This window comes from uncultured Maribacter sp. (assembly GCF_963974015.1).
GTDB lineage: Bacteria > Bacteroidota > Bacteroidia > Flavobacteriales > Flavobacteriaceae > Maribacter.
The window spans coordinates 381712-404266 of sequence record NZ_CAXBBZ010000002.1 but is presented as its reverse complement, the minus strand read 5'-3'; the positions used below and the strand labels follow the sequence as shown (position 1 = coordinate 404266).

The window sequence follows — 22555 nt, the reverse complement described above, 5'->3', positions numbered from 1 at the left end:
AGAGCGATTATCATATATAACCTAGTTAGACTCAGCGCAACACATGCTATACCAGCGGCGTTAATTAATTTGCAAAGATACTGCTAATAATTGGACTGGTATAATAAATTGGTAAGTAATGCTATGGGGCCAATAAATAGCCATATATTGATAGGATTGTGCCCGTAATTCCAAAAATAATCATAAATACGATAAGGCTTTTTTGTAAAATGGGGTTATCATATAAAATGATACAAACGGCCCCAAGAACTATGCAGATTTGAAAGAAAAGCATACCATAGTCAAATTTTTTAGTAGCATAATCGTAAGTTGCTGCTAATTGTTGCCATTCTTTGACACCGGTAATCACACCCATTTCTCCTTCTATGTCTTGTTTCCAATTTTCTTTCCCGACAAAAGCCGAACCATTTAGAATTTCGATTTTTTCAGCGCCATATTTTCCAATCTTATTTTTCACTACTGCCATTTTCTCTCGAATATCAGGAATATTTTCTTTGGTAACCATTCCGGTACTAATGAGTGCGCTTAAATATTCAAGTTCACTTTCTTTTAAACTTTCTTTGATGCTTTTGGATTGATACCAGCTAGAATAACTAACGACATTATTATGGGCAATCATCATTTCTTCCTCTAGCTCGCCATTGACCATTTGTGATATGGCCATGAGTGCAGCAAATAGCGCGATTAATACACCACCAACAGCTTCAGCTCTTTCTGATGCGACAGATACTTCTACCGTTTCTCTATTATTTTTATTCTGAAACATTAATGTTGTTTAAATATGCTATCAATTTTTGAACTGCTTGACCACGATGACTTATGCTGTTTTTTATAGATAATGGTAGTTCGGCAAATGTTTCTTTATAACCATTCGGCTTGAATATGGGGTCATAACCAAAACCATGATTACCTTTTTGGCTAGTTGTAATTTTCCCGATTACTTTACCCTCAAATATATGTGTTTCTCCGTTTATATTTAAAGCGATTACAGTTTTGAAATGTGCGGTTCTATCTTCTTTGTTTTTTAAGTTGTTTAATAATTTTTCCATATTGGCTTGAGAATCATTTTGTTCACCAGCATAACGCGCAGAATATACTCCGGGTTCTCCGTTCAATGAGTTTACTAAAAGGCCTGTATCATCCGCAAAACATGGAAGTCGATAGTTTTTCGTAATAAAATCAGCTTTTATTTTGGCATTGCCTTCTAAAGTTTTTGCTGTTTCAGGTATCTCCTCTGTGCATCCTAGAGTATTTAAGCTGACCAGTTCGATGGATTTGGGTAGTAGATGTTGTATCTCTTTTAATTTATTAGAATTGTGTGTTGCGAATACGAGCTTCATGTTCTTAATTTGGGAACTGGTTTATTGAATTTTGAATCTCAAAAGTAGTAATTTTATAAAATGGAATTAAAGTTACCGCCAGCTATTGTGTTTTTGCTCTTTGGATTTATCATGTATTTGTTATCAGAATTTTTGCCTTTTGGTTATTTTGACTTTTTTGGGAGGCTTTTACTTTCAAAAATTTTATTAGGACTTGCTATTTTAATAGGTATTATAGCTCTTATTCAATTTTTTAAGGCTAAAACTACTATAGATCCTACAGAACCTGTTAAGACTTCTATTTTGGTTAATAGCGGAGTTTATAAATTTACTCGTAACCCAATGTATCTAGCCCTATTAATTTCTTTATTAGCTTTAGGGGTTGTTTTAGGAAATGCCTTTAATACCTTAATAGCCGCCGCTTTTGTAGAGTACATGAATCGTTTTCAGATAATTCCCGAAGAGCGTATTCTCTTAAATAAATTTGGACGGTCCTATAAGGAATACTGTACCTTGACCAGACGTTGGTTTTAGAGATTTATTGTTGAATCTATATATTAACGATATAGATAATATTTTAAAATATTATTTAATTAGCTTATAATTTAATATATTAGTTTTTTAATTAATAATCATGATAGCAATAATTACCGGAGATATTATAAATTCTGAAAAACACCCTAGTTCTCAGTGGATAGATTTATTGAAGGGATACTTTAACCAGTTTGGTGCTTCGCCAATGAATTGGGAGATTTATCGTGGCGATGAATTTCAACTAAAGGTAACTGAGAAGAATGCCTTATTCTCTGCAATCCGTATTAAGTCAATGTTAAAAGCTATAAAAGGCTTAGATGTAAGAATGGGCATAGGTATAGGTTTAGAGACTTATGTTGGTGCAGGGGTTACCGAATCGAACGGGCCAGCATACCAGCGATCAGGGCGAAATTTTGAGTCGCTTAAAGAAAGTAAGATTAATCTTAGCATTGCAACAGGAATCGAAGAAAAAGACCGCACACTTAATTTGATTTTGCGATTGGCACTTGATTTTATGGATGATTGGAGTGTGGTGTCTGCTGAAATTGTCACTTTGGTTTTAGACCACCCTGCGTATTCACAAAAAGAAATTGCACAAAAATTAGGGATAAAACAATCTGCTGTAAGTCAAAGATTAAAAAGAGCTAGATTAGACTTGGTTTTAGATGTATTGTCTTATTATGAAGAAGTAATAACAGATAATTAATATGTTGATATTCATCAAACTAATTTTAGCTCATTTAATAGGTGATTTTATTCTTCAGCCCATTAAATGGGTGATACATAAACAATCACATAAGATTGCATCAAAATATTTGTATATACATGTAATACTGCATTTTGCACTTTATATGTTCTTCTTGTGGGATTTGTCTTCATGGAAAATAGCATTAATTATTACCATAGGTCATTACTTTATCGACTTACTAAAACTATATACCGATTTATTATTTAAAAATAAAAGTATTCCGTTTTTTATTGACCAGGCTTTACATATAGTAATTATTTATGGTTGTGTTTTTTATGACAATTTATATGAACACACCCTAACACTTTTTAGAAATTTAGATTGGTCATTGATAACGGCGATAGTTTTTGTGACTTATCCAGCGTCTATTATTATGGGTGTAATTCTCGAGGGTATGTCCAACCAGATAGAAACAGATCATAAATCTTTACCAAATGCAGGTAAATATATCGGCATAATAGAAAGGTTATTCGTGCTAATTTTTATAGTAATTGGTAGGTGGGAAGTTATCGGACTTTTAATAGCTGCAAAGTCTGTATTTAGATTTAATGACTTAAAGGAGCGAAATAACAGAAAGCTTACTGAATATATATTGATAGGTACGTTAGTTAGTTTCGGATTGGCGATTTTGGCCGGACTATTATACATTTCTTAATACATTTATCAATGGTACAAAAGAACTATTCATTTTGCATATTACTTTTATTTTTCACATCAATATGTTTTTCTCAATCCAAAAATTTTAAGTCTTTCGATGATGTGAAAATTGTTTTTTCAGATGAAGGAGAAGGTGAACCGGTATTATTGATTCACGGTTTCATAAATTCAAGAAAATCATGGGATAAAACACAATTGAAACAAGATTTACTTGATAAGGGATATCGAGTAATTGTCCCTGATTTACGGGGTAACGGGGATTCTGATAAACCCCAAGATGAAGTAGCATATGAAAATGACGCAGAAGTTAAAGATTTAAAATTGCTAATGAACAGTTTGAATATTCAACATTATAAGGCTGTAGGATATTCTAGAGGAAGTATTGTTTTGGCAAAACTGCTGACTACTGATAAGCGAATAGTAAAAGCGGTTTTAGGGGGTATGGGAATAGATTTCACGAATCCAGATTGGGATAGGAGAATTATGTTCACCAAAGCCTTTGATGGCGAGGTTAATGAAAATACCAAGGGAGCTGTAGACTATGCAAAATCTATATATGCAGATTTGCGTTCGCTGCATTTGCAGCAAAAATATCAACCGGTAACCTCAAAGAAGAAATTAGGGAAAATTAAGATTGACGTCATGGTAATTTGTGGAGATAAGGATTCAGATAATGGAAATGCCAAAGAGTTGAGTAATGCATTTGTTAATGGAATATTGGCAAGAGTGCCAGGAGATCATAATGGCACATATAAAACAGCAGATTTTTCTGACGAGGTGCTTCGGTTTTTGGACTAATTCAAATAGCATTTGATTGTTTTACATCATAACCGATCATTTTTGTTTTATTTACGAGATAACATTAATCAGGATAAATTAAATTTTTACTTTTGCTTCTTATTTTAATCGCAAGAATACAAAACAAAAGGTAGAAATGGTCGAATTGAGTAGAAAATACGTTTTTGATTTTGATAGTACGTTAACTAGGGTAGAAGCCTTAGATGTGCTTGCGGAAATGACTTTAAATGGAAAGTCGGACAAAGATGAGATTATAAAGGAAATTCAAAAAATCACGAATCTTGGTATTGATGGTGATATTTCTTTTACTGAATCTTTAGAACGCAGAATTAAACTTTTACATGCCAAAAAAGATGATTTAGAGGGTCTTGTAAAAGAACTTCGTAGTAAAATATCGAAGTCTATAGAATCTAATAAAGAATTCTTTGAAAAGTATGCAGATGATATTTATGTAATATCATGTGGTTTTAAAGAGTTCATTGATCCAATAGTTAAAGAATATAATATTCCGTCGGATCGCGTGTATGCAAATACATTTAAGTTCGACGAAGAAGGAAATATCATCGGTTTCGATGAGAATAATGTGCTGTCCCAACATAATGGCAAAATAGATTGCCTAAGACAAATGGACTTGGAAGGAGAAGTTCAAGTTATTGGGGATGGTTACAGCGATTATGTAATGCGCGAAGCAGGTATAGCCCATAAGTTTTTTGCTTATACTGAGAACGTGCATAGAGAAAAGGCCGCTAATAATGCGGATTATGTTACACCAAGTTTAGATGAATTTTTATTTGTGAACAAGTTGCCAAGAAATATCTCGTACCCAAAGAATAGGATTAAGGTCCTTCTATTAGAAAACGTGCACACAGCTGCATTTGAAAATCTTTCAGAAGATGGATTTTCAGTTGAATTAATTAAGAACAGCTTATCTGAAGATGAGTTAATTGAAAAAATAAAGGGCGTACACGTTTTAGGTATACGATCAAAAACACAAGTAACACAAAAAGTTTTAGATGCTGCCGACAAACTTTTGGTAGTAGGTGCATTCTGTATCGGTACAACACAGATAGATCTAGAGAACGCTAAGAAAAAAGGCGTTGTAGTTTTTAATGCGCCTTATAGCAATACTAGATCAGTTGTAGAATTGGCGATAGGTGAGATTATTATGCTTATGCGCAGTGTATTTGACCGCAGTAGAGAGATTCATGAGGGACAATGGCAAAAAACAGCTGCAGGGTCTCGAGAGGTGCGTGGTAAAAATTTAGGAATAGTTGGTTATGGTAATATAGGTAAACAATTATCTGTATTGGCTGAAGCTATGGGTATGCGTGTATATTATTATGATGTCGACGATAAATTAGCTCTAGGTAATGCAGTAAAATGTGGTACACTTGAAGATTTATTGAACGTTTCAGATGTTGTGACCTTGCATATCGATGATAATAAAGCTAATAAGAACTTCATTGGTGAGCGTGAAATAAAGCAAATGAAAAAAGGTGCAATGCTAATTAACCTTTCAAGGGGTTTTGTGGTAGATATTGATGCACTTGCTGAAGGTTTGAAAAGCGGGCATATTGGTGGTGCAGCTATTGACGTATATCCTGATGAGCCTGCTAGTAATGGCGAGTTTCATACTAAATTACAAGGTTTTGCTAATGTGATTTTGACACCGCATGTAGGTGGTAGCACAGAAGAAGCGCAACGTGATATTGCGGACTTTGTACCAAATAAGATTATGGATTATATCAACAGTGGTAATACAGTTGATGCTGTAAATTTCCCGAATATTCGTTTGCCGAAACAGAATAAAGCGCACCGCTTTCTTCATATTCATAAGAATGTTCCCGGTATTATGGCTAAAATCAATAAGGTCTTGGCAGAATACGAGCTAAATATTTCTAGTCAATATCTTTCTACTGATAATGAAGTTGGTTATGTGATAACAGATTTAGATAAAGAATATAATAAAGATGTTTTAAAAGCACTGAAAAAGGTAGAGAATACGATTAAATTTAGAGTATTGTACTAGTAGTGTTTTTTTTAGATATTCTCCAATCAAAATATTAGGTTTTATCAAACTTGAGAGTTTGTAACTAGACTAACAGTATTTGTGCGTACACCATGGTTTAAGTCGTAATTACAACATTAGTCTTTTTCCATCTATATATTATTGTATTTTCAAGTTTTGTAGGAAATATCTTTATTAATGGGAAAAAACCTTTTTAAAAAATTAAAACAGAGCAAAAGTTTTAATAACTATTATTTATTAGTATTTACAGTAATCGTATTGACTATTGCAATACAGTCAATAATTCAATTTTCTTTAGCGCGACAAAGACGTGATGCACTAAGAATTAATGTTGCAGGTAGACAGCGAATGTTATCTCAAATGATCGTAAAAAATGTGTACCAATGCAAGTATTCTACTTGTTCTTATGGCAAAATGCGATTGGCGGTCAATAAGTTGTCTTCCGCAAATGATGCATTGCAAAAAGGTAGTGTTACTATGGGTTTAGAGCCATTGAACAATGTAGGGATTCAAAATAATTTTGATAAATTACAGCCTCACTTAAATTATATTCTTGAGACTTTGGAAAACTTTAATCAGTTAGAGGAGGTTTCTATAGAAGATTTGTCGGCCGAGGTAGACCAATTTTTGTTTATAATGGATACAATTGTGACTCAGTTTCAAAAAGCATCCGAGAAAGATATCAAAGCCTTAATGATTATTGAATTAGAACTGGCTGTATTTTCTTTAGTAATACTTATTCTTGAGATATTCTTTTTCATAAATCCTTCCATAAAGAAAATAACTGTTCAGAATAAAAAGTTAAAAGAGATTTCATGGCATCAAACCCATGCTTTTAAATCTCATATGACCAATATTAAAAATTTTAACCATGTTTTAGGAATTGAGAAAAATATGGAACATAAAGAAGAGATAATATCATTTTTAATGGAGGAGCTTAAAGATTTAGAAGATGTTTCAAATAACATGGTCAAATCTTTAGAAAAGGAACAGTAGTATCAATAACAACCTATTTTTATGGCCATTTTTAATTATGATGATATGGTTCATTCTTTTGTATAGTAAAGGCTCTATAAAGTTGTTCGGTAATAAATAAACGAACCATTTGGTGGGAAAAAGTCATTTTTGAAAGACTTATTTTCCCCGATGCTTTAGCATAAACATCATTGCTGAAACCATAAGGCCCCCCAATTAAGAAGACTATTTGTTTTATCCCAGAATTCATTTTCTTCTGTAAATATTGTGAAAATTCAATTGAAGTAAAGTGTTTTCCATTTTCATCAAAAAGAATTAAAACATCGGTGGCTGCCAATTTTTTGAGAATTAATTGGCCTTCCTTTTCCTTTTGTTGTACTACAGATAAATTTTTAGTTTTCTTTAAATCAGGTATTAGCTCAATATCAAAATTGATATAATGTTGTAATCTTTTTTGATAAACTTCAATGAGCTCTTGTAGTTGAGAACTGTCAGTTTTGCCAATGGCTAAAAGTTTTATGGTCATATTTCAAAAGTAAATCAATTTCGCAAATGTCTTTGTAATTTAGCAAAGCATTAGATATTAAAAATATGATTTCAGAAGAACAGTTTAAAGAAGAGATTACATTGATCATAGCGAATGCCATTCGTGAAGATGTTGGCGATGGTGACCACAGCTCTATGGCTTGTATTCCAGAAACGGCTGTGGGTAAAGCAAAATTGTTGGTTAAGGATGACGGTATTATTGCTGGGGTAGATTTCGCCGAGTTGGTATTTTATTTTGTTGATCCTAAATTGAAAATTGATGTACGTATAAAAGATGGTTCACCCGTAAATTATGGAGATATTGTTTTTTATGTAGAAGGTAGTGCTCAAAGTATTTTGAAAGCTGAACGTTTGGTGCTAAATGCAATGCAACGAATGAGCGCAATTGCCACAAAGACCAATATGTTCGTTAATTTATTAGAAGGTACCGGAACAAAAATATTAGATACACGAAAAACAACACCGGGTATAAGAGCTCTTGAAAAGTGGGCGGTAAAAATCGGTGGAGGGGAAAACCACAGGTTTGCTCTTTATGATATGATAATGCTTAAGGATAATCACATAGACTTTGCCGGTGGTATTACAAAGGCAATTGACAAGACCAAAAGTTATTTAAAAGAAACGGGAAGAGACTTAAAAATAATAGTTGAAGCTCGAAATTTAGATGAGATACGGGAAATATTGGAATCTTCTGGTGTATACCGAATACTAATAGATAACTTTAATTATGAAGATACCCGAGAAGCTGTAAAATTAATAGGCGAGACCTGTTTAACAGAATCTTCTGGTGGAATTAATGAGAAAACCATTCGTAAATATGCGGAATGTGGTGTTGATTATATTTCTTCAGGTGCACTGACACATTCGGTCTACAATATGGATTTAAGTTTAAAAGCAGTTTAAATGTCTCTAGAGGTCGAGAAAAAACTAGATAAGATTCCTATTATAAATTGGGGTGTCAGGCTTTTGAAAAAAGTCAGATTACCCGGTTTGGAGGGTCTTTCAGTATATGATCTGTTAGAGATGTATGTTTTTGGTATTTTAAAAGGAACATTGTCTACACGGGCCAGTGCTATTGCATTTAGTTTATTTATGGCATTGTTTCCTTTATTGATTTTCATGGTAACCCTTGTGCCATTTTTAGTATCCTATATAAGTATTGAACATGGTGATTTTGACGTTCAATTTCAATTGTTCTTAGAGTCGTTTTTGCCAAGTGCAACAGGTGATTATTTCGGCGAAGTATTTCAACAAATAAAAGACCAAAAAAGTGGTGGATTGCTGTCATCGGCCTTTATACTTTCCATTTTTTTAATGGCAAATGGCGTACATTCTATTTTTGGGGGTTTTGAAACGTCTTATCATATTGAATTGACTCGTAATTTTTTCAAACAATATTTATACGCTTTAATGGTAGGACTCATTTTGGCGATATTGATAATTTTAGGGTTTGTAGCTTTTATATATTTTGAATTTTATGTGCTAGGTTATCTTTCGGAGTTTGCTGCCAGACAGGGCGGATATGTGTTGGGGGAAGAAGAATTGGTAGGAGTTCAGATTGCCAAAGTACTTTTTTTTATAATTCTTTCTTACTTTACGACCGCAATTTTATATTATTCAGGAACAAGGGAAGGAAAGCAAGCCAGTTTCTTTTCTATAGGTGCATTGATGACGACTATTTTATTTTTGATTACATCTTATCTTTTTGGAATTTATGTAGAAAAATTTGCTCGATATAATGAATTATATGGTGCCCTTGGAGGATTATTGATATTAATGGTTTACATCTGGTTAAATTCTAATATATTGCTGCTTGGGTTCGAGTTAAATGCATCCTTAAATACCTTAAGAAAAATCACTAAAAAAGAATGATAAATCAAACTGTTCAATTAAGTTTTCTATTTTTCCTTTTACTAGCTATGAATGTTTCGGCACAATCCGTTTTTGGAAAATGGAAAACTATTGACGACCGTACCGGTTTGCCTAAAGGCGTAATTGAGATTTATAAGAAAGATGGGTTGATGTATGGTAAGGTTGTTGAAATTTTAGAAGAAGGAATGGAAGATGTAACCTGTGTGAAATGTGATGGAGAATTAAAGGATAAGCCTGTTGAAGGCATGGAGATAATAACCGCTGGAAAGAAACATGAAGATGGAGAATGGAAAGGAAAAAGATTGTTTGATCCACAACAAGCGATGACGTTTAGGTTCAAAATATGGTTGAATCCTGATAATCACAATGAATTAAAAGTAAGAGGGTATTTAGCGTTCATCTTCAGAACCCAGACTTGGTTGCGAGTGGAAGGATAGTTATGGGAAATTTTATTAATGTAATATTACCTATTCCTCTTGAGCGAAGTTTTACGTACAGTATTACAGAAGAGGAAGCAACACTGTTGCAGGCAGGTATGCGTGTAGCAGTTCCTTTTGGCAAAACAAAAATATATACTGGCATTGTTCATAGTGTTCATCAAAATCCTCCTGAAGCCTATGAAGCAAAAGAAATACATCAGTTATTAGATGATTATCCGATTATAAATCCAATTCAGCTTAAACACTGGGAATGGATTGCTTCTTATTATATGTGCACATTGGGTGAGGTTGTACGAAGTGCATTACCAAGTGCTTTTTTACTAGAGAGTGAAACATTAGTTCTGAGAAATACGGAATATGAGGTTGATGAAAATGAGCTTTTAGACGATGAGTTTTTAGTGTTTGAGGCGCTACAGCACCAGTCAATACTTAAGGTTCAAGAGGTATCTGCCATTATAGAACGTAAAAATGTACTACCTATTCTACAAAGACTATTGGAGAAAAAAATCATTGTACTTAAAGAAGAGGTTTACGAGCAGTATAAACCTAAATTAGTGAGATATGTAAAGTTAGGTGTAGAATACGCCGCAGATGATAAATTAGAAGAACTTCTAAATTCATTGACAAGAGCTCCTAAACAAAGTCAGGTAGTACTGACACTTTTTCAACTTCAGGGTAGAAGTCAAAAACCTATAAAATTTTCAGAATTAGAGAAGGCAAGCAATACCTCAAAAGCCGTTATTAAGTCATTGGTAGATAAAGGAGTCTTAGAAGAATATTTCATCAAAACTGACCGTGTTAATTTTAGTGGAAGTTCTGATGACTCTGGAACTAAAGACTTAAATGAATATCAGACATCTGCTTTAATAGATATTAAAAAGGCTTTTAAAGAAAAGAAAGTAACATTATTAAAAGGAGTTACTTCATCAGGAAAGACCGAGGTATATGTAAAGTTGATTGAAGAATGTTTAGAAAAGGGTTTACAGGCTCTTTATTTACTTCCTGAAATTGCGTTGACCACACAATTGATAAGTCGGTTACTAGAATATTTTGGTGAGAAAATAGCAGTTTATCACTCTAAATATAATGTTCAAGAACGTATGGAGGTTTGGCATAATGTTTTGCAAGCTAAACCAAAGGCACAGTTAGTTATTGGGGCACGATCGGCAATGTATCTGCCTTTTAGCAAACTAGGTTTGGTTATTGTAGATGAGGAACATGAAAGCTCTTTCAAGCAATTTGACCCAGCTCCTAGATATCATGCAAGAGATGCCGCTATTGTTTTAGGTAATTTACATACCGCCAATGTATTATTAGGCTCGGCAACACCGAGTATAGAGACGTATTATAATGCTAAAACCGGTAAATATGGTTATACGGAAATTACTAGACGTTATGGTGATGTTTTGATGCCAGAGATGGAATTGGTAGATATTAAAGAGGCCACGCGTAAAAAACGAATGAAAGGTCATTTTTCTGAAGGGCTTCTTTTGGAAATGCAAGAAACACTTAAAGATGGCAATCAGATTATACTGTTTCAGAATAGAAGGGGATTTGCGCCTTTATTGGAATGTTTAACCTGTGGGTATACGCCTCAATGTCCAAATTGTGATGTTAGTCTTACCTATCATCAATTTAGAAATCAATTACGTTGTCATTATTGTGGTCACCATACGGCATTACCAGAAAGTTGTTTTGCCTGTGGTAGTCCCAATTTGGATACAAAAGGATTTGGTACTGAACAAATTGAAAAAGAAGTAATAGAATTGTTTCCAGACGCAAAAGTCGGTCGGATGGATTTGGACACAACACGTGGTAAGCATGGTTATGAAAAGATAATTACTGCTTTTGAGCAACAAGAACTTGATATTTTAGTAGGAACACAAATGTTGACCAAAGGCCTAGACTTTAGAAATGTAAATTTAGTTGGGGTCATGAATGCAGATTCTCTGTTGAATTTTCCCGATTATCGTGCTCATGAAAGAACATATCAGTTATTGACTCAAGTATCGGGTAGGGCAGGGCGTACTAAAAAAAGAGGGAAAGTAATTATACAGACCTATAATCCATATCATCAAATTTTAAAACAGGTTGCTACAAGTGATTATGAGGGTATGTATAAAGAACAGTTATATGAGCGAGAGCAATTTAAGTATCCGCCAGTAAACAGAATTATCAAAGTTACTTTCAAGCATAAAAATTATAATGTTTTAAATGAAGCGGCAGATTGGTTTTCAGGAGCATTACGTTCTAATTTCGGCGGCACTGTATTAGGTCCTGAATATCCACCGGTAGCTCGAATTCGAAATCAGTATTTAAAGCATATTGTGGTTAAGGTTCAAAAAGTGCAATCTTTGGCGCAAACAAAAGCCAACATTCGACGCATAGAGAAATCATTTAAAGCTGTAGCGATGTATAGAAGTGTTAGGGTAATATATAACGTAGACCATATATAATAAAAAAGACCGCTAGTTAGCGGTCTTTTTTGAAAGTAAAATTATATCATATATTATACGTTACTAAGCGCTTCGGCAAGTTCTGTCTTTTTATTTCTACTTAATGGTATAGATCTACCACTTACTTCAACATTTTTACTATTGAATTTCTCGACCTTCTCAAGGTTAATGATGTAAGATTTGTGTATTCTTAAAAACTTATCTTCTGGCAATTGCTTTTCAAAAGATTTCATTGTTGATAAGATTACAATATTAGCTTCATCTGTCACTAATTTTATATAGTCACCAAGTGCTTCAATCCACTTAATATCATTCAAAATAACCTTCCTTTTCTTAAGGTTGCTCTTTACGAATATATGCTCCTCATCTTCATTTACTCGGTGCAATTGTTCGTAATTGGCAACAGCTCTTTTAACAGATGCATCAAAACGTGCCATGGTAATCGGTTTGTGTAAATAATCCGTTACGTCATAGTCAAATGCTTTGAGTGCGTAATCTGGCTTCCCGGTAATCAAAATTACCTGAGGACTGTTTTCTAGTGACTCGAGTAGGTCGAATCCTGTGATAATTGGCATTTCAACATCAAGAAATATAAGATCTATCTCATGGTTCTTGATTCCATTTTTAGCTTCGATAGCATTACTGTATTCTGCTACCATAGTTAAATTAGGATGATTGTTTACCAACTTTGCAACGGCCATCCTTTGCATGGATGAATCGTCAACGATGATACTTCTTAACTTCATAAGGGCTGATTTGTGGGGTTAAATCATCGACAAATAACCGAAAAAACATGCTGAACTGCAACAAAAGATGTAAACAATGCACTGTTGATCGTGTATTTGGTAATGATGATATGATTAAGATTTGGTCTATTTTTCATGTTGTTACCATTCAATAACGAAGAATTTTCGTATTTCTTATAATTATTTTAAAATAATATCTATTTTTGCACTCCTTAAAACAAATATAATATGAACCATTACGAAACTGTTTTCATTTTGAATCCCGTTCTATCAGATGTACAGATAGAGGAAACAGTTAAGAAATTCGAGGATTTCTTAATTAACAATGGCGCCAAAATGGTAGCTAAAGAGAATTGGGGGCTAAAGAAATTGGCCTACCCGATACAAAACAAGAAGAGTGGATTTTACCACTTGTTCGAATTCACTAACACTGGTGAGGTAGTTACACCTTACGAACAGGAGTTTAGAAGAGATGAACGTGTTATGCGTTTCTTGACCGTTAAATTGGACAAGCACGCAATTGCATGGGCAGAAAAAAGAAGAACAAGAAACAAAACCGCTAAAGCTTAAGTATTATGGCAACATTACAACAACAGGCAAAAGGAAAAAAAGATGGAGAGATCAGGTATCTAACTCCATTGAACATTGAGACCAACACTAAAAAGAAGTATTGTCGTTTTAAAAAGTCCGGTATTAAATACGTGGATTATAAGGATGCAGATTTTTTATTGAAGTTGGTAAACGAGCAAGGTAAATTGTTACCACGACGACTTACAGGAACTTCATTGAAGTATCAAAGAAAAGTAGCCCAAGCGGTAAAAAGAGCTCGTCATTTGGCATTAATGCCATATGTTGCTGATTTATTAAAATAATAAGACAAAGAATCATGGAGCTTATATTAAAAGAAGACGTACAAAATTTAGGTTTTAAAGACGATGTAGTCAATGTTAAGAACGGATACGGAAGAAACTTCCTTATTCCTCAAGGCTTAGCTGCAATGGCTACTATATCTGCTAAAAAAGTTTTAGCTGAAAATCTAAAGCAAAGAGCACATAAAGAGAAAAAAGTTGTTGATGCCGCTAAGAAAACTGAAGAAGCATTAAAAGCTTTAGAATTGAAGATTATAGCTAAGACAGGTGCTGGCGATAAATTATTCGGTTCAGTTACTAACGGTGATTTGGCAGAGGCTTTGGCTAAAGAAGGTCATGCTATCGACAAAAAATTCATTAGTATTTTAGGTGGTGCGGTTAAGAGAACCGGCCCTTACAATGCACAAATCAGATTACACCGTGAGGTTATAGTTGATTTTGGATTTGAAGTTGTTGCAGAGCAAAAATAATTTTTCAAATTATTAAATATATTAGCCTTTCAGTTTACTGGAGGGCTTTTTTTTGATTTGTCATGAAATGGGTCTTTACACTATCAATATGAGATTGGTACGTTACATTTAATCATTATAAATAGAATATTAACCAATGAAGTACACAAGGCTAACAAAAGAACAATTAGAAGAATTGCACCAAGAGTTTATTAATTTTTTGGCTACCCAATCTATTACAGGTGATGAGTGGGAAGCAATTAAAAGAGATAAGCCTAAAGTAGCAGAGGAAGAATTAGACCTGTTTAGCGATTTGGTTTGGGAAGGCGTTCTGAATAAAGTTTCTTATTTAGAGAATATTTCAAGTAATCAAATGCATATGTTTCATTTAACTGAAAAAGAAATGAAGCTTATTTCTGTGAAAGTGATGAATCCAGATTTGGATTTAACTACTAAAATAGGATTTGAATGGTTTAAGAAGAATTGGCAATCAGACTTTGTAGAATATTTGACAGCTTCAAAAGCCTATACCGATGATAAAAATGTCGACAAGTTTTTACTGCTTCAACAAGGCGCAGTTATTACTAAAGGCGAATTATACCAGTGGTTCGAAAAGGTAATTGAAACCTCGTAGAGCACTTGGCTGTACATATTATTAATTCCTAATTGTAGTCTTACCTTTTGAAGGCTATATTTGTATTTCAATAAAAAATTAATGGCACAGAAACCATCTATTCCTAAAGGAACACGCGATTTTACTCCATCTGAAATAGCAAAGCGTACCTACATTTTTGATTCTATTAAAAGAAATTTTCAAACTTTTGGTTTTCAACCTATTGAAACTCCATCTTTTGAGAATTCAGAAACGTTGTTAGGTAAATATGGTGAAGAAGGTGACCGTTTAATTTTTAAAATTCTCAATTCAGGAGATTTTATCAGTAAGGTTGATGATGTAACCTACAGTTCTAAAAATTCTACTAGTATAGCCCCTAAAATCGCAGAGAAAGCGTTGCGATATGATTTAACGGTGCCTTTTGCCCGTTATGTTGTCATGCATCAGAATGAGCTAGATTTCCCGTTTAAACGGTATCAGATTCAACCCGTATGGCGAGCAGATAGACCGCAAAAGGGTCGTTTTAGAGAATTCTTTCAGTGTGATGCTGATGTGGTAGGTTCAGATTCATTGTTGCAAGAGGTAGAACTCATACAATTGTATGACGCGGTATTTTCTGATTTAAAATTAGAAGGTACTACAATTAAAATGAACAATAGAAAAATTTTGGCTGGTATAGCTGAAGTTATTGGGGCAAAGCATTTATTGATAGATTTTACGGTAGCCTTAGATAAGTTAGATAAAATAGGAGAGGAGGGCGTTAAAAAAGAAATGCTGGCCAAAGGTATTTCGGCCGATGCAATCGAAAAAGCAGCACCATTATTTGAACCTCAAGGTAGTAATGTAGATCAGTTAAATCGTTTAGATAGCTTATTGAAAGATTCTGTAGAAGGGCAAAAAGGTTTGGAAGAGCTTCGTTTTATTATGGAGACTATTTCAATTTTAGGTTTACAATCTGCTAAATTGGCAATAGATGTTACATTGGCTCGTGGACTCAATTATTATACAGGGGCAATTTTTGAAGTTTCAGCTCCGAAAGGTGTATCTATGGGGTCTATTGGTGGTGGTGGTCGTTATGATGATCTTACAGGTATCTTCGGATTAAAAGATGTGAGTGGGGTAGGAATTTCTTTTGGATTGGATAGAATATACCTGGTATTGGAAGAATTGAATTTATTCCCTGAGTCCGTCGATAAGTCTTTGGATGTTCTTTGCCTTAACTTTGGGGCTAAGGAAGCGCTAGTGTCCTTAAAATTGGTAACAGAACTTCGTAAGAGAGGTGTAATGTCAGATTTATATCCTTCGGATGTAAAAATCCAGAAACAATTTAAATATGCTAATAATAGAAAGGTGCCTTATGTGATTTTGTTAGGTGCTGAAGAATTAGAAAATAATAGTTTTGTGGTGAAATATATGGAGAGCGGTGACCAAATAATTTATACACTTTCTGAAGTAGACAAATTTGTTGCAACGTTAGAGTAATTGTCTAATTTTATTTAAAATATTAGTGTAATATTTAATGGAATGTGGCACATATTGTTTGGCTAACTCCTTATCATTTAATTCTTGCTCAAATTGAATATTCGAAATTAATTTTAGGTCATCAATTTCACTTTTTTGTTTGATAAGTTTTTCTAAGGGTATCTTTAGTTTAGACAAAAACGTATGATGAAACTCACAATCGATAAGTTGATCGGAATGTTTTTGGATGGATTTAAATACACCTATTTTCTTCAGTTCTTTACCCTTAATCGTTAAACCTATTTCTTCTTGCACTTCCCTAATTGCCGAATCTATAACTGATTCTCCGGCGCCAATATGTCCCGCAACCGAGATATCCCACAAACTAGGATGGGTATCTTTATCGGAAGCTCGTTTTTGTATAAGTAGTTTTCCGTCTTCTGTATAAAGCCATATATGAACCGTGGCATGAAAGAGTCCTTTTTTATGGGCTTCAGATTTCATTGTAGTTTTACCTAACGGTATTCCATCAGCATTTAAAATGTCAATAAGCTCGTCCATAGCGCTAAAAAAATAATCCCTCCAAAAAAATTGGAGGGACTGTTATAATTTAATCGAAATAACTGAAGGTTTCTCCTTCTTTGATAGTGAGGAGTGTCTCATAAATTAATCGAATAACATTCTCAACATCATCTTTATGAACCATTTCGACAGTAGTATGCATATAACGCAAAGGTAAAGAAATTAATGCCGATGCAACTCCGCCATTACTATAAGCGAAAGCATCGGTATCTGTACCAGTAGCTCTTGATGCAGCCATACGTTGAAAAGGAATTTTCTTTTCTTCAGCTGTTTCTAATATACGTTCACGTAATTTGTTTTGTACTGCAGGGGCATAAGAAATTACAGGTCCAGCTCCAATTTCAGTATGTCCTTGTATTTTTTTCTCAATCATTGGTGTTGTCGTATCATGACAAACATCAGTAATGATAGCAATATTTGGCTTAATGGTTTGGGTAATCATTTCAGCACCACGAAGACCAATTTCCTCTTGAACTGAATTGGTAATATAAAGTCCGAATGGTAATTTTATTTTATTCTCATGTAATAAACGTGCAACCTCTGCAATCATAAATCCGCCAGCGCGATTGTCTATAGCTCTACAAACGAATTTATCTTTATTTAAAACCTGAAATGTATCTGGGTAGGTGATAACACAACCAACATGAACTCCCATCTTTTCAACTTCAGCTTTGTCCTTAGCGCCTATATCAATACTAATATTATCTAATTTAGGGGCTAATTCTTCCTTTTCTCCTTTACGAGTATGAATTGCTGGCCAGCCAAATACTCCTTTTACGATTCCTTTTTTCGTGTGGATATTTACCCACTTCGAAGGCGCTATTTGATGGTCACTACCACCATTGCGAATCACATAAATTAATCCGTTGTCTGTTATATAGTTAACATACCATGAAATTTCATCAGAATGTCCCTCAATAACAACTTTGTATTTTGCATCAGGATTTATTACACCAACTGCAGTGCCATAAGTATCTGTAATAAAAGTGTCTACATATGGTTTTAGGTAGTCCATCCACAATTTTTGCCCTTCCAATTCATAACCGGTCGGAGCAGCATTATTCAAGTATTTCTCAAAAAAGTCCAAAGACTTTTTAGTAATAATTTTTTTATTAGCCATCAATGTAATTTTAAGATACAAACTTAACAATATTAGCGTTGTATAAATAAAAACCTTTTATAATTATCGTTAATTTTGGCAAGACATTTGCTTAACCTATATTAATGAAATTTAACTATTTACTCATTTTTTTGTTCTTGACCAGTTATTCTATTTGTGCTCAGATAGAAGAACAGGAATTGGATTCTGTATCGGAGAAAATGATAATTATTTCAGGTGATTCTTTAGTACAGAATTCTATTGCATTAGAAGAAGCTTATGTTTTTGGAAAGCTAAAGTTCTCTTCTTATGATGACAAACTGAGGTATTATATATTACGTAGAAAAACAGAAAAAGTATATCCGTACGCAAAATTGGCCGCAGAAAGGTTAGTAGAACTTAATGATAGTCTTGCCGACATCAAGAATACTAGAAAAAGAAAGAAGTACACAAAAAAGGTTCAAAAGTACATTGAGGAAGAATTTTCAGAAGAATTAAAAAAACTTACCCGAACTGAGGGACAGATTTTAGTAAAGTTAATCTACAGACAAACGGGTAATACTGCATTCGATTTGGTAAAGGACCTTCGTAATGGTTGGCGTGCCTTTTGGTATAATACTACAGCCAAATTATTTAAGATTAGTATTAAAGAAGAATTTCACCCAGATGTGATTGAAGAAGATTATTTAATTGAAGATATTCTTCAGCGTGCATTTTCTAATGGTAAATTAGAGCGGCAAGCTACTGTTTTAGATTATGATTATGACAAGTTGTATAATAAGTGGAAGAAAACTACAAAAATACCTAAAAACTAATTCGATTTAGTTTTAGCCCCGAATACAGAATTTACAATAGTTTTTATTCCCTTAAATCCCATGAAAACGGCATAAGAGGCTAATATTATTCCAAGAATGCATACTGGCCAAAATAGAAAATGCTCTTGATTTTTAAATGCTTGCCATAGTACTAATGGAGCTGTAAACATTAAAACTACAGTAATTCCCAAACGTTTTAGCCCTGTTACGAGCATATCTTTATCAGTTCTTCTCATTATCTATGACTATACTTTTTTTATATTCTTGAACTATTGCAAAATAGCCTAAGGCAAAATTATCGTTTCGCTCAACATTATCAAATATTTCAGAATTATCTATACCAGTTATATTGGTGATATTACCTCTAACTGTGGCAGCGGGTGTTTGAAAAGGCCCCTGGTCTCCACCAGATTGGACTATTATTTGATTCATATAATTATAGAACGATTCATCTGCGCCTATTAGACCTATCGTAATACTAGTGTTTGTATCCAAGGCTAAATCGGAATCGTAAAAATAGGAAAACACAAATGTTTGCCCTTGATAAAATTCATCTTCCGTGACTAAATACTCATTAAAATCAAAATCCAAAATATAATAATCGTCACGGTCGCCATTGTCCGTAAATGTGACGATAACTTCGGTTTCATCACCAGAAAATAAAGTTTGGTCCCCTTGAACTAACGAATCTATTGGCACTGATTTCACATAGGTAGTAGTTGCGAAATAGCGTTCTTCTCTTGTGGTTAGTATTAATTGAAAAACATCACCTTCGTTAATACTACTTACTCTAATTCTTTGATCACTATCAAATGTTGGGTCTGGCACCCATTTACCGCTACCGGGTTCAAGTTCTGTTAAATTTGAAATACCACCACCTTCTAATATTTCAGGAGCATCGGGATTGGGAGTGCCATAATAAATAACGGCACTCTCTATAGAAGCAATGGTGTTGCTTTCAAAAAAAGAACTACTTTCTGAAACAACAATTTCAATAGGTAAATACTCTTGTTTTTCATCTACCCTTATAACGCCATTTACTATGAGCCTTGTATCGCTTTCAGGTAATTCCAAATCAATTACATCTTCACAAGAAACAAGAAAGGAAATTGTCAATATGACCAATATAAAACGTTTCATCGATTAAAGTTTAAAGTTATAGGTTACAGCAGGTACAATACCAAAAATAGAAGTTCTAACCGCTTCATTAGCACCAGTATCATCATTGCGCCTAAAGCTAATAGAAGCAGCATTTCGTCTGTTGTATACGTTATATAAGCTAAATACCCATTCGCCTTTAATTTTTATATTGGCATTCTTTTTTGGAGTTAGAGTAGCTGATAGATCAAGTCGATTATAAGCAGGTAGTCTTTGTGTGTTACGTAATCCGTAATAAGGGACGGTTAAACCTTGAAATTCGAATTGACCAATTGGGTAATTGGTAGGTTGGCCAGTTTGGTAGGTGAAGTTACTGCTGAAATTCCATTTGTCATTTGAATCATAACTTAAGAATATGGAGATGTCATGGGTTTTATCATACGGGGTATTGTACCAGTTTCCGAAATTAATTCCAGATTCAATATTGCTACGGCCATTATCTAAAAATGGTGTTCTACCAGGTGTGCGTTGCTCTGATCTGGAAAGGGTATATGCAAGCCAGCCTTGAAGTTTACCTTCATTTTTTCGGAGTAAAAATTCTAATCCATATGCACGAGCTTCGCCGTTTAATATAACTTGCTCTATAGCATTATTTGCAATTAAGTTGGCACCGTCTATGTAATCAATTCTATTTTGAACATTTTTATAGAAAACCTCACTCTCAATAGAATAATCACCGTCTTTTATATTTTTAAAATATCCAAAGGCATATTGATCGAGCAGTTGTGGTTTTATAAACGGACCGCTCGGTGTCCAAACATCTAATGGGGTAGGGGAACTAGTATTAGATAAAAGATGAAGGTATTGAGCTAATCTCGTATAGCTTACTTTGATTGAACTAGATTCATTTAAGGTATACGATAAGGAGGCTCTAGGTTCAAAATTACTAAAAGTTGACAGTGTAGTTCCTCTACCTGGATTAATAGCATCAATTGGTTCTGCTTCTTGATAAATGAGTAGGAATGGGTCGAATTCAACGGGATTATTATTTGCATATACATTCAGTTCATCTTGACCTAAACGCATAAACTGACTAAAACGTAATCCGTAGCCAAGACTTAAATTCTCTGTTACTCTATGCTCAATATCAACGTAAGCAGCAAATTCATTAGCGTATTTTTGAATGAGTTGTTCTTCCAAAATTCCCGATTCAGCATTACTAGGTTCAATTTTACCAGGATTGAATTGATAGTAAACATTATTAAGTCCGTAATTTATTTGCAGCTTATCATTCATATAATGTTTAAGGTCATATTTTATATTGAAATTTCGAATACCTGAGTTCCAATTAAAACCAACAAAATCAAGCTTTAAACCATAGTAGTAATCTGAATAAATAAGTGATAGATTGGAGAATAGTTTATCTGAGAATAAATGGTTCCATCTAAAATTACCCACTGCATTTCCATAGGTGTTTACAAAACTGTCATTGATTCCAAAGACATCTCTACCAAAATAACCAGAAAGGAATATGTTGTTCTTATCATTTAATCTATAATTTAATTTAGTATTTAAATCGTAGAAATAAGCTGTATTGTCAACATCGAATAAGGGTAAAAAAAGATGTGCATAAGATGCTCTACCACCAATTAAGAAAGCTGCTTTATCTTTTTTAATCGGTCCTTCAACTAAAAGTCTACTGGCAACAGCACCAATGCCGCCATTCATTTTAAACTCTTTACTATTTCCTTCTTTTTGAAAAATATCTAAAACCGAGGAGACTCTGCCACCATATCGAGCAGGAATGCCACCTTTATATAGTTTAATGTCTTTAATGGCATCAGGATTAAACACAGAAAAGAATCCGAATAAATGAGATGAATTGAAAATTATTGCTTCATCTAAAAGGATAAGGTTTTGATCTGCGGCACCACCTCGAACATTAAAACCTGAAGCACCTTCACCAGCATTTGTAACACCGGGTAAAAGCAATATGGACTTAATTATGTCAGCCTCTCCAAGAATTACAGGTATTTTTTTGATAGTGCCTATAGAAAGGGTGTTTACGCTCATTTGTGGTTTTCGAATGTCCATCTTTTCCACATTTTCTGTAACCACGACTTCTTCTAATTGTTCAACCTCCTCTTCAAGTAAATAATCTATTTTTCTATTTTCATTTAGGTTAATTTCCTGTAGAACATCTTTAAAACCTAGGTAGGTAATTAAAACGGAATAAGTACCTTTTGGTAATGTGATGGAATAGAACCCATATTCGTTAGTTGTTACACCGGTTTTTAATTCTGGTATTGCTACAGTAACGCCAATAAGTGTCTCATTACTACTATTCTCAGATATGGTTCCACTTAAAGTAAACTTTTCTTGACTCCATGAATTTGAAGAGTAGCATAGTAAGGTGATAAGAATAAGTTGTAAATATCCTTTCATCAAT

Annotated in this window: 25 protein-coding genes; 16 read left to right on the top strand and 9 right to left on the bottom strand. The window is 33.8% G+C overall.

Going from position 1 to position 22555, the window contains the following annotated elements:
* Positions 1–121 precede the first annotated feature (121 nt).
* Together AACZ41_RS06335 and AACZ41_RS06330 are read right to left on the bottom strand one after the other, a co-directional pair.
* Entirely contained in the window at positions 122–766 is a 645-nt protein-coding gene (locus AACZ41_RS06335) for a DUF4337 domain-containing protein (RefSeq protein WP_339627513.1), read from the bottom strand.
* A complete protein-coding gene (locus AACZ41_RS06330; protein ID WP_339627512.1) occupies positions 753–1340 on the bottom strand; it encodes a non-canonical purine NTP diphosphatase in 588 nt (195 codons plus the stop codon). Before AACZ41_RS06330 ends, AACZ41_RS06335 begins: the two co-directional genes overlap by 14 nt.
* Positions 1341–1400: 60 nt before the next feature.
* Here AACZ41_RS06330 and AACZ41_RS06325 point away from each other — a divergent pair, with 60 nt between their 5' ends.
* From AACZ41_RS06325 to AACZ41_RS06300, 6 genes are all read left to right on the top strand, one after another.
* Positions 1401–1853, top strand: a complete 453-nt coding sequence (locus AACZ41_RS06325) for an isoprenylcysteine carboxylmethyltransferase family protein (protein WP_339627511.1) — start codon at positions 1401–1403, stop codon at positions 1851–1853.
* Positions 1854–1953: 100 nt separating this feature from the next.
* A complete protein-coding gene (locus tag AACZ41_RS06320; protein ID WP_339627510.1) occupies positions 1954–2559 on the top strand; it encodes a SatD family protein in 606 nt (201 codons plus the stop codon).
* A gap of 1 nt (position 2560) precedes the next feature.
* Entirely contained in the window at positions 2561–3256 is a 696-nt protein-coding gene (locus AACZ41_RS06315; protein ID WP_339627509.1) for a DUF3307 domain-containing protein, read from the top strand.
* A 104-nt stretch (positions 3257–3360) separates the two neighbouring features.
* Positions 3361–4056 carry an alpha/beta fold hydrolase gene (locus tag AACZ41_RS06310; RefSeq protein ID WP_339627508.1) on the top strand — a complete coding sequence of 232 codons (696 nt, stop codon included), beginning with the start codon at positions 3361–3363 and terminating at the stop codon, positions 4054–4056.
* Between the two features lie 136 nt (positions 4057–4192).
* Positions 4193–6085, top strand: a complete 1893-nt coding sequence (gene serA, locus AACZ41_RS06305) for a phosphoglycerate dehydrogenase (protein ID WP_339627507.1) — start codon at positions 4193–4195, stop codon at positions 6083–6085.
* 177 nt (positions 6086–6262) lie between these two features.
* Entirely contained in the window at positions 6263–7081 is an 819-nt protein-coding gene (locus AACZ41_RS06300) for a type IV pili methyl-accepting chemotaxis transducer N-terminal domain-containing protein (protein WP_339627506.1), read from the top strand.
* A gap of 31 nt (positions 7082–7112) precedes the next feature.
* On the opposite strand, the gene rlmH is transcribed toward AACZ41_RS06300, so the two are convergent.
* Positions 7113–7586, bottom strand: a complete 474-nt coding sequence (gene rlmH / locus AACZ41_RS06295) for a 23S rRNA (pseudouridine(1915)-N(3))-methyltransferase RlmH (protein WP_339627505.1) — start codon at positions 7584–7586, stop codon at positions 7113–7115.
* Positions 7587–7651: 65 nt separating this feature from the next.
* Between rlmH and nadC the strand changes: the two genes are divergently transcribed.
* From nadC to priA, 4 genes are read left to right on the top strand one after another with little or no spacing between them, the layout of a single operon-like run.
* A complete protein-coding gene (gene nadC / locus AACZ41_RS06290) occupies positions 7652–8509 on the top strand; it encodes a carboxylating nicotinate-nucleotide diphosphorylase (RefSeq protein ID WP_339627504.1) in 858 nt (285 codons plus the stop codon).
* On the top strand, positions 8510–9478 hold the full coding sequence (locus AACZ41_RS06285; protein ID WP_339627503.1) for a YihY/virulence factor BrkB family protein: 969 nt from the start codon (positions 8510–8512) through the stop codon (positions 9476–9478).
* Positions 9475–9915: a DUF2147 domain-containing protein gene (locus tag AACZ41_RS06280; RefSeq protein WP_339627502.1), complete on the top strand. Its 441-nt coding sequence runs from the start codon at positions 9475–9477 to the stop codon at positions 9913–9915. Before AACZ41_RS06285 ends, AACZ41_RS06280 begins: the two co-directional genes overlap by 4 nt.
* A gap of 2 nt (positions 9916–9917) precedes the next feature.
* Positions 9918–12374, top strand: a complete 2457-nt coding sequence (gene priA / locus AACZ41_RS06275; protein ID WP_339627501.1) for a primosomal protein N' — start codon at positions 9918–9920, stop codon at positions 12372–12374.
* A gap of 53 nt (positions 12375–12427) precedes the next feature.
* On the opposite strand, the gene AACZ41_RS06270 is transcribed toward priA, so the two are convergent.
* The gene (locus AACZ41_RS06270) at positions 12428–13120 is read right to left on the bottom strand and encodes a LytTR family DNA-binding domain-containing protein (RefSeq protein ID WP_027067302.1); all 693 of its coding nucleotides are present in this window, start codon (positions 13118–13120) and stop codon (positions 12428–12430) included.
* A gap of 228 nt (positions 13121–13348) precedes the next feature.
* Between AACZ41_RS06270 and rpsF the strand changes: the two genes are divergently transcribed.
* The 5 genes from rpsF to hisS all read left to right on the top strand — a co-directional run bounded on the left by rpsF (position 13349) and on the right by hisS (position 16533).
* Entirely contained in the window at positions 13349–13690 is a 342-nt protein-coding gene (rpsF, locus tag AACZ41_RS06265; RefSeq protein WP_339627500.1) for a 30S ribosomal protein S6, read from the top strand.
* 5 nt (positions 13691–13695) lie between these two features.
* A complete protein-coding gene (rpsR, locus tag AACZ41_RS06260; RefSeq protein WP_027067300.1) occupies positions 13696–13992 on the top strand; it encodes a 30S ribosomal protein S18 in 297 nt (98 codons plus the stop codon).
* A gap of 14 nt (positions 13993–14006) precedes the next feature.
* Positions 14007–14459 carry a 50S ribosomal protein L9 gene (gene rplI, locus AACZ41_RS06255; RefSeq protein WP_339627498.1) on the top strand — a complete coding sequence of 151 codons (453 nt, stop codon included), beginning with the start codon at positions 14007–14009 and terminating at the stop codon, positions 14457–14459.
* 136 nt (positions 14460–14595) lie between these two features.
* Positions 14596–15072: a DUF6495 family protein gene (locus tag AACZ41_RS06250; protein WP_339627497.1), complete on the top strand. Its 477-nt coding sequence runs from the start codon at positions 14596–14598 to the stop codon at positions 15070–15072.
* Positions 15073–15153: 81 nt separating this feature from the next.
* A complete protein-coding gene (gene hisS / locus AACZ41_RS06245) occupies positions 15154–16533 on the top strand; it encodes a histidine--tRNA ligase (protein ID WP_339627496.1) in 1380 nt (459 codons plus the stop codon).
* On the opposite strand, the gene AACZ41_RS06240 is transcribed toward hisS, so the two are convergent.
* Both AACZ41_RS06240 and AACZ41_RS06235 read right to left on the bottom strand, forming a co-directional pair.
* Positions 16525–17073: an NUDIX domain-containing protein gene (locus tag AACZ41_RS06240; protein WP_339627495.1), complete on the bottom strand. Its 549-nt coding sequence runs from the start codon at positions 17071–17073 to the stop codon at positions 16525–16527. The two genes, hisS and AACZ41_RS06240, sit on opposite strands and share 9 nt — an antisense overlap.
* A 49-nt stretch (positions 17074–17122) precedes the next feature.
* Positions 17123–18214, bottom strand: a complete 1092-nt coding sequence (locus AACZ41_RS06235) for a M42 family metallopeptidase (protein ID WP_339627494.1) — start codon at positions 18212–18214, stop codon at positions 17123–17125.
* 104 nt (positions 18215–18318) lie between these two features.
* On the opposite strand from AACZ41_RS06235, the gene AACZ41_RS06230 reads away from it, so the two are divergent.
* Positions 18319–19008: a DUF4294 domain-containing protein gene (locus tag AACZ41_RS06230; RefSeq protein WP_339627493.1), complete on the top strand. Its 690-nt coding sequence runs from the start codon at positions 18319–18321 to the stop codon at positions 19006–19008.
* On the opposite strand, the gene AACZ41_RS06225 is transcribed toward AACZ41_RS06230, so the two are convergent.
* Genes AACZ41_RS06225 through AACZ41_RS06215 form a run of 3 tightly spaced genes read right to left on the bottom strand, consistent with a single transcriptional unit; the run spans position 19005 to position 22551 of the window.
* Positions 19005–19244 carry a DUF6095 family protein gene (locus tag AACZ41_RS06225; protein WP_339627492.1) on the bottom strand — a complete coding sequence of 80 codons (240 nt, stop codon included), beginning with the start codon at positions 19242–19244 and terminating at the stop codon, positions 19005–19007. The two genes, AACZ41_RS06230 and AACZ41_RS06225, sit on opposite strands and share 4 nt — an antisense overlap.
* A complete protein-coding gene (locus tag AACZ41_RS06220; RefSeq protein ID WP_339627491.1) occupies positions 19231–20148 on the bottom strand; it encodes a DUF4249 domain-containing protein in 918 nt (305 codons plus the stop codon). Before AACZ41_RS06220 ends, AACZ41_RS06225 begins: the two co-directional genes overlap by 14 nt.
* 3 nt (positions 20149–20151) lie before the next feature.
* Complete coding sequence (locus tag AACZ41_RS06215; RefSeq protein ID WP_339627490.1) at positions 20152–22551, bottom strand: TonB-dependent receptor; 2400 nt, start codon at positions 22549–22551, stop codon at positions 20152–20154.
* Positions 22552–22555: the final 4 nt, after the last annotated feature.

What these genes read in the sequence shown, in the direction of transcription:
- AACZ41_RS06315 (WP_339627509.1), top strand. Translation starts at nt 2,561, where the DNA reads ATGTTGATATTCATCAAACTAATTTTAGCTCATTTAATAGGTGATTTT.
- AACZ41_RS06220 (WP_339627491.1), bottom strand. Translation starts at nt 20,148, where the DNA reads ATGAAACGTTTTATATTGGTCATATTGACAATTTCCTTTCTTGTTTCT.
- hisS (WP_339627496.1), top strand. Translation starts at nt 15,154, where the DNA reads ATGGCACAGAAACCATCTATTCCTAAAGGAACACGCGATTTTACTCCA.
- rplI (WP_339627498.1), top strand. Translation starts at nt 14,007, where the DNA reads ATGGAGCTTATATTAAAAGAAGACGTACAAAATTTAGGTTTTAAAGAC.
- AACZ41_RS06335 (WP_339627513.1), bottom strand. Translation starts at nt 766, where the DNA reads ATGTTTCAGAATAAAAATAATAGAGAAACGGTAGAAGTATCTGTCGCA.
- serA (WP_339627507.1), top strand. Translation starts at nt 4,193, where the DNA reads ATGGTCGAATTGAGTAGAAAATACGTTTTTGATTTTGATAGTACGTTA.
- AACZ41_RS06240 (WP_339627495.1), bottom strand. Translation starts at nt 17,073, where the DNA reads ATGGACGAGCTTATTGACATTTTAAATGCTGATGGAATACCGTTAGGT.
- rpsF (WP_339627500.1), top strand. Translation starts at nt 13,349, where the DNA reads ATGAACCATTACGAAACTGTTTTCATTTTGAATCCCGTTCTATCAGAT.
- AACZ41_RS06225 (WP_339627492.1), bottom strand. Translation starts at nt 19,244, where the DNA reads ATGAGAAGAACTGATAAAGATATGCTCGTAACAGGGCTAAAACGTTTG.
- AACZ41_RS06300 (WP_339627506.1), top strand. Translation starts at nt 6,263, where the DNA reads ATGGGAAAAAACCTTTTTAAAAAATTAAAACAGAGCAAAAGTTTTAAT.
- AACZ41_RS06320 (WP_339627510.1), top strand. Translation starts at nt 1,954, where the DNA reads ATGATAGCAATAATTACCGGAGATATTATAAATTCTGAAAAACACCCT.
- rlmH (WP_339627505.1), bottom strand. Translation starts at nt 7,586, where the DNA reads ATGACCATAAAACTTTTAGCCATTGGCAAAACTGACAGTTCTCAACTA.
- nadC (WP_339627504.1), top strand. Translation starts at nt 7,652, where the DNA reads ATGATTTCAGAAGAACAGTTTAAAGAAGAGATTACATTGATCATAGCG.
- AACZ41_RS06270 (WP_027067302.1), bottom strand. Translation starts at nt 13,120, where the DNA reads ATGAAGTTAAGAAGTATCATCGTTGACGATTCATCCATGCAAAGGATG.
- AACZ41_RS06325 (WP_339627511.1), top strand. Translation starts at nt 1,401, where the DNA reads ATGGAATTAAAGTTACCGCCAGCTATTGTGTTTTTGCTCTTTGGATTT.
- AACZ41_RS06230 (WP_339627493.1), top strand. Translation starts at nt 18,319, where the DNA reads ATGAAATTTAACTATTTACTCATTTTTTTGTTCTTGACCAGTTATTCT.
- AACZ41_RS06280 (WP_339627502.1), top strand. Translation starts at nt 9,475, where the DNA reads ATGATAAATCAAACTGTTCAATTAAGTTTTCTATTTTTCCTTTTACTA.
- AACZ41_RS06215 (WP_339627490.1), bottom strand. Translation starts at nt 22,551, where the DNA reads ATGAAAGGATATTTACAACTTATTCTTATCACCTTACTATGCTACTCT.
- AACZ41_RS06285 (WP_339627503.1), top strand. Translation starts at nt 8,510, where the DNA reads ATGTCTCTAGAGGTCGAGAAAAAACTAGATAAGATTCCTATTATAAAT.
- rpsR (WP_027067300.1), top strand. Translation starts at nt 13,696, where the DNA reads ATGGCAACATTACAACAACAGGCAAAAGGAAAAAAAGATGGAGAGATC.
- AACZ41_RS06235 (WP_339627494.1), bottom strand. Translation starts at nt 18,214, where the DNA reads ATGGCTAATAAAAAAATTATTACTAAAAAGTCTTTGGACTTTTTTGAG.
- AACZ41_RS06250 (WP_339627497.1), top strand. Translation starts at nt 14,596, where the DNA reads ATGAAGTACACAAGGCTAACAAAAGAACAATTAGAAGAATTGCACCAA.
- priA (WP_339627501.1), top strand. Translation starts at nt 9,918, where the DNA reads ATGGGAAATTTTATTAATGTAATATTACCTATTCCTCTTGAGCGAAGT.
- AACZ41_RS06330 (WP_339627512.1), bottom strand. Translation starts at nt 1,340, where the DNA reads ATGAAGCTCGTATTCGCAACACACAATTCTAATAAATTAAAAGAGATA.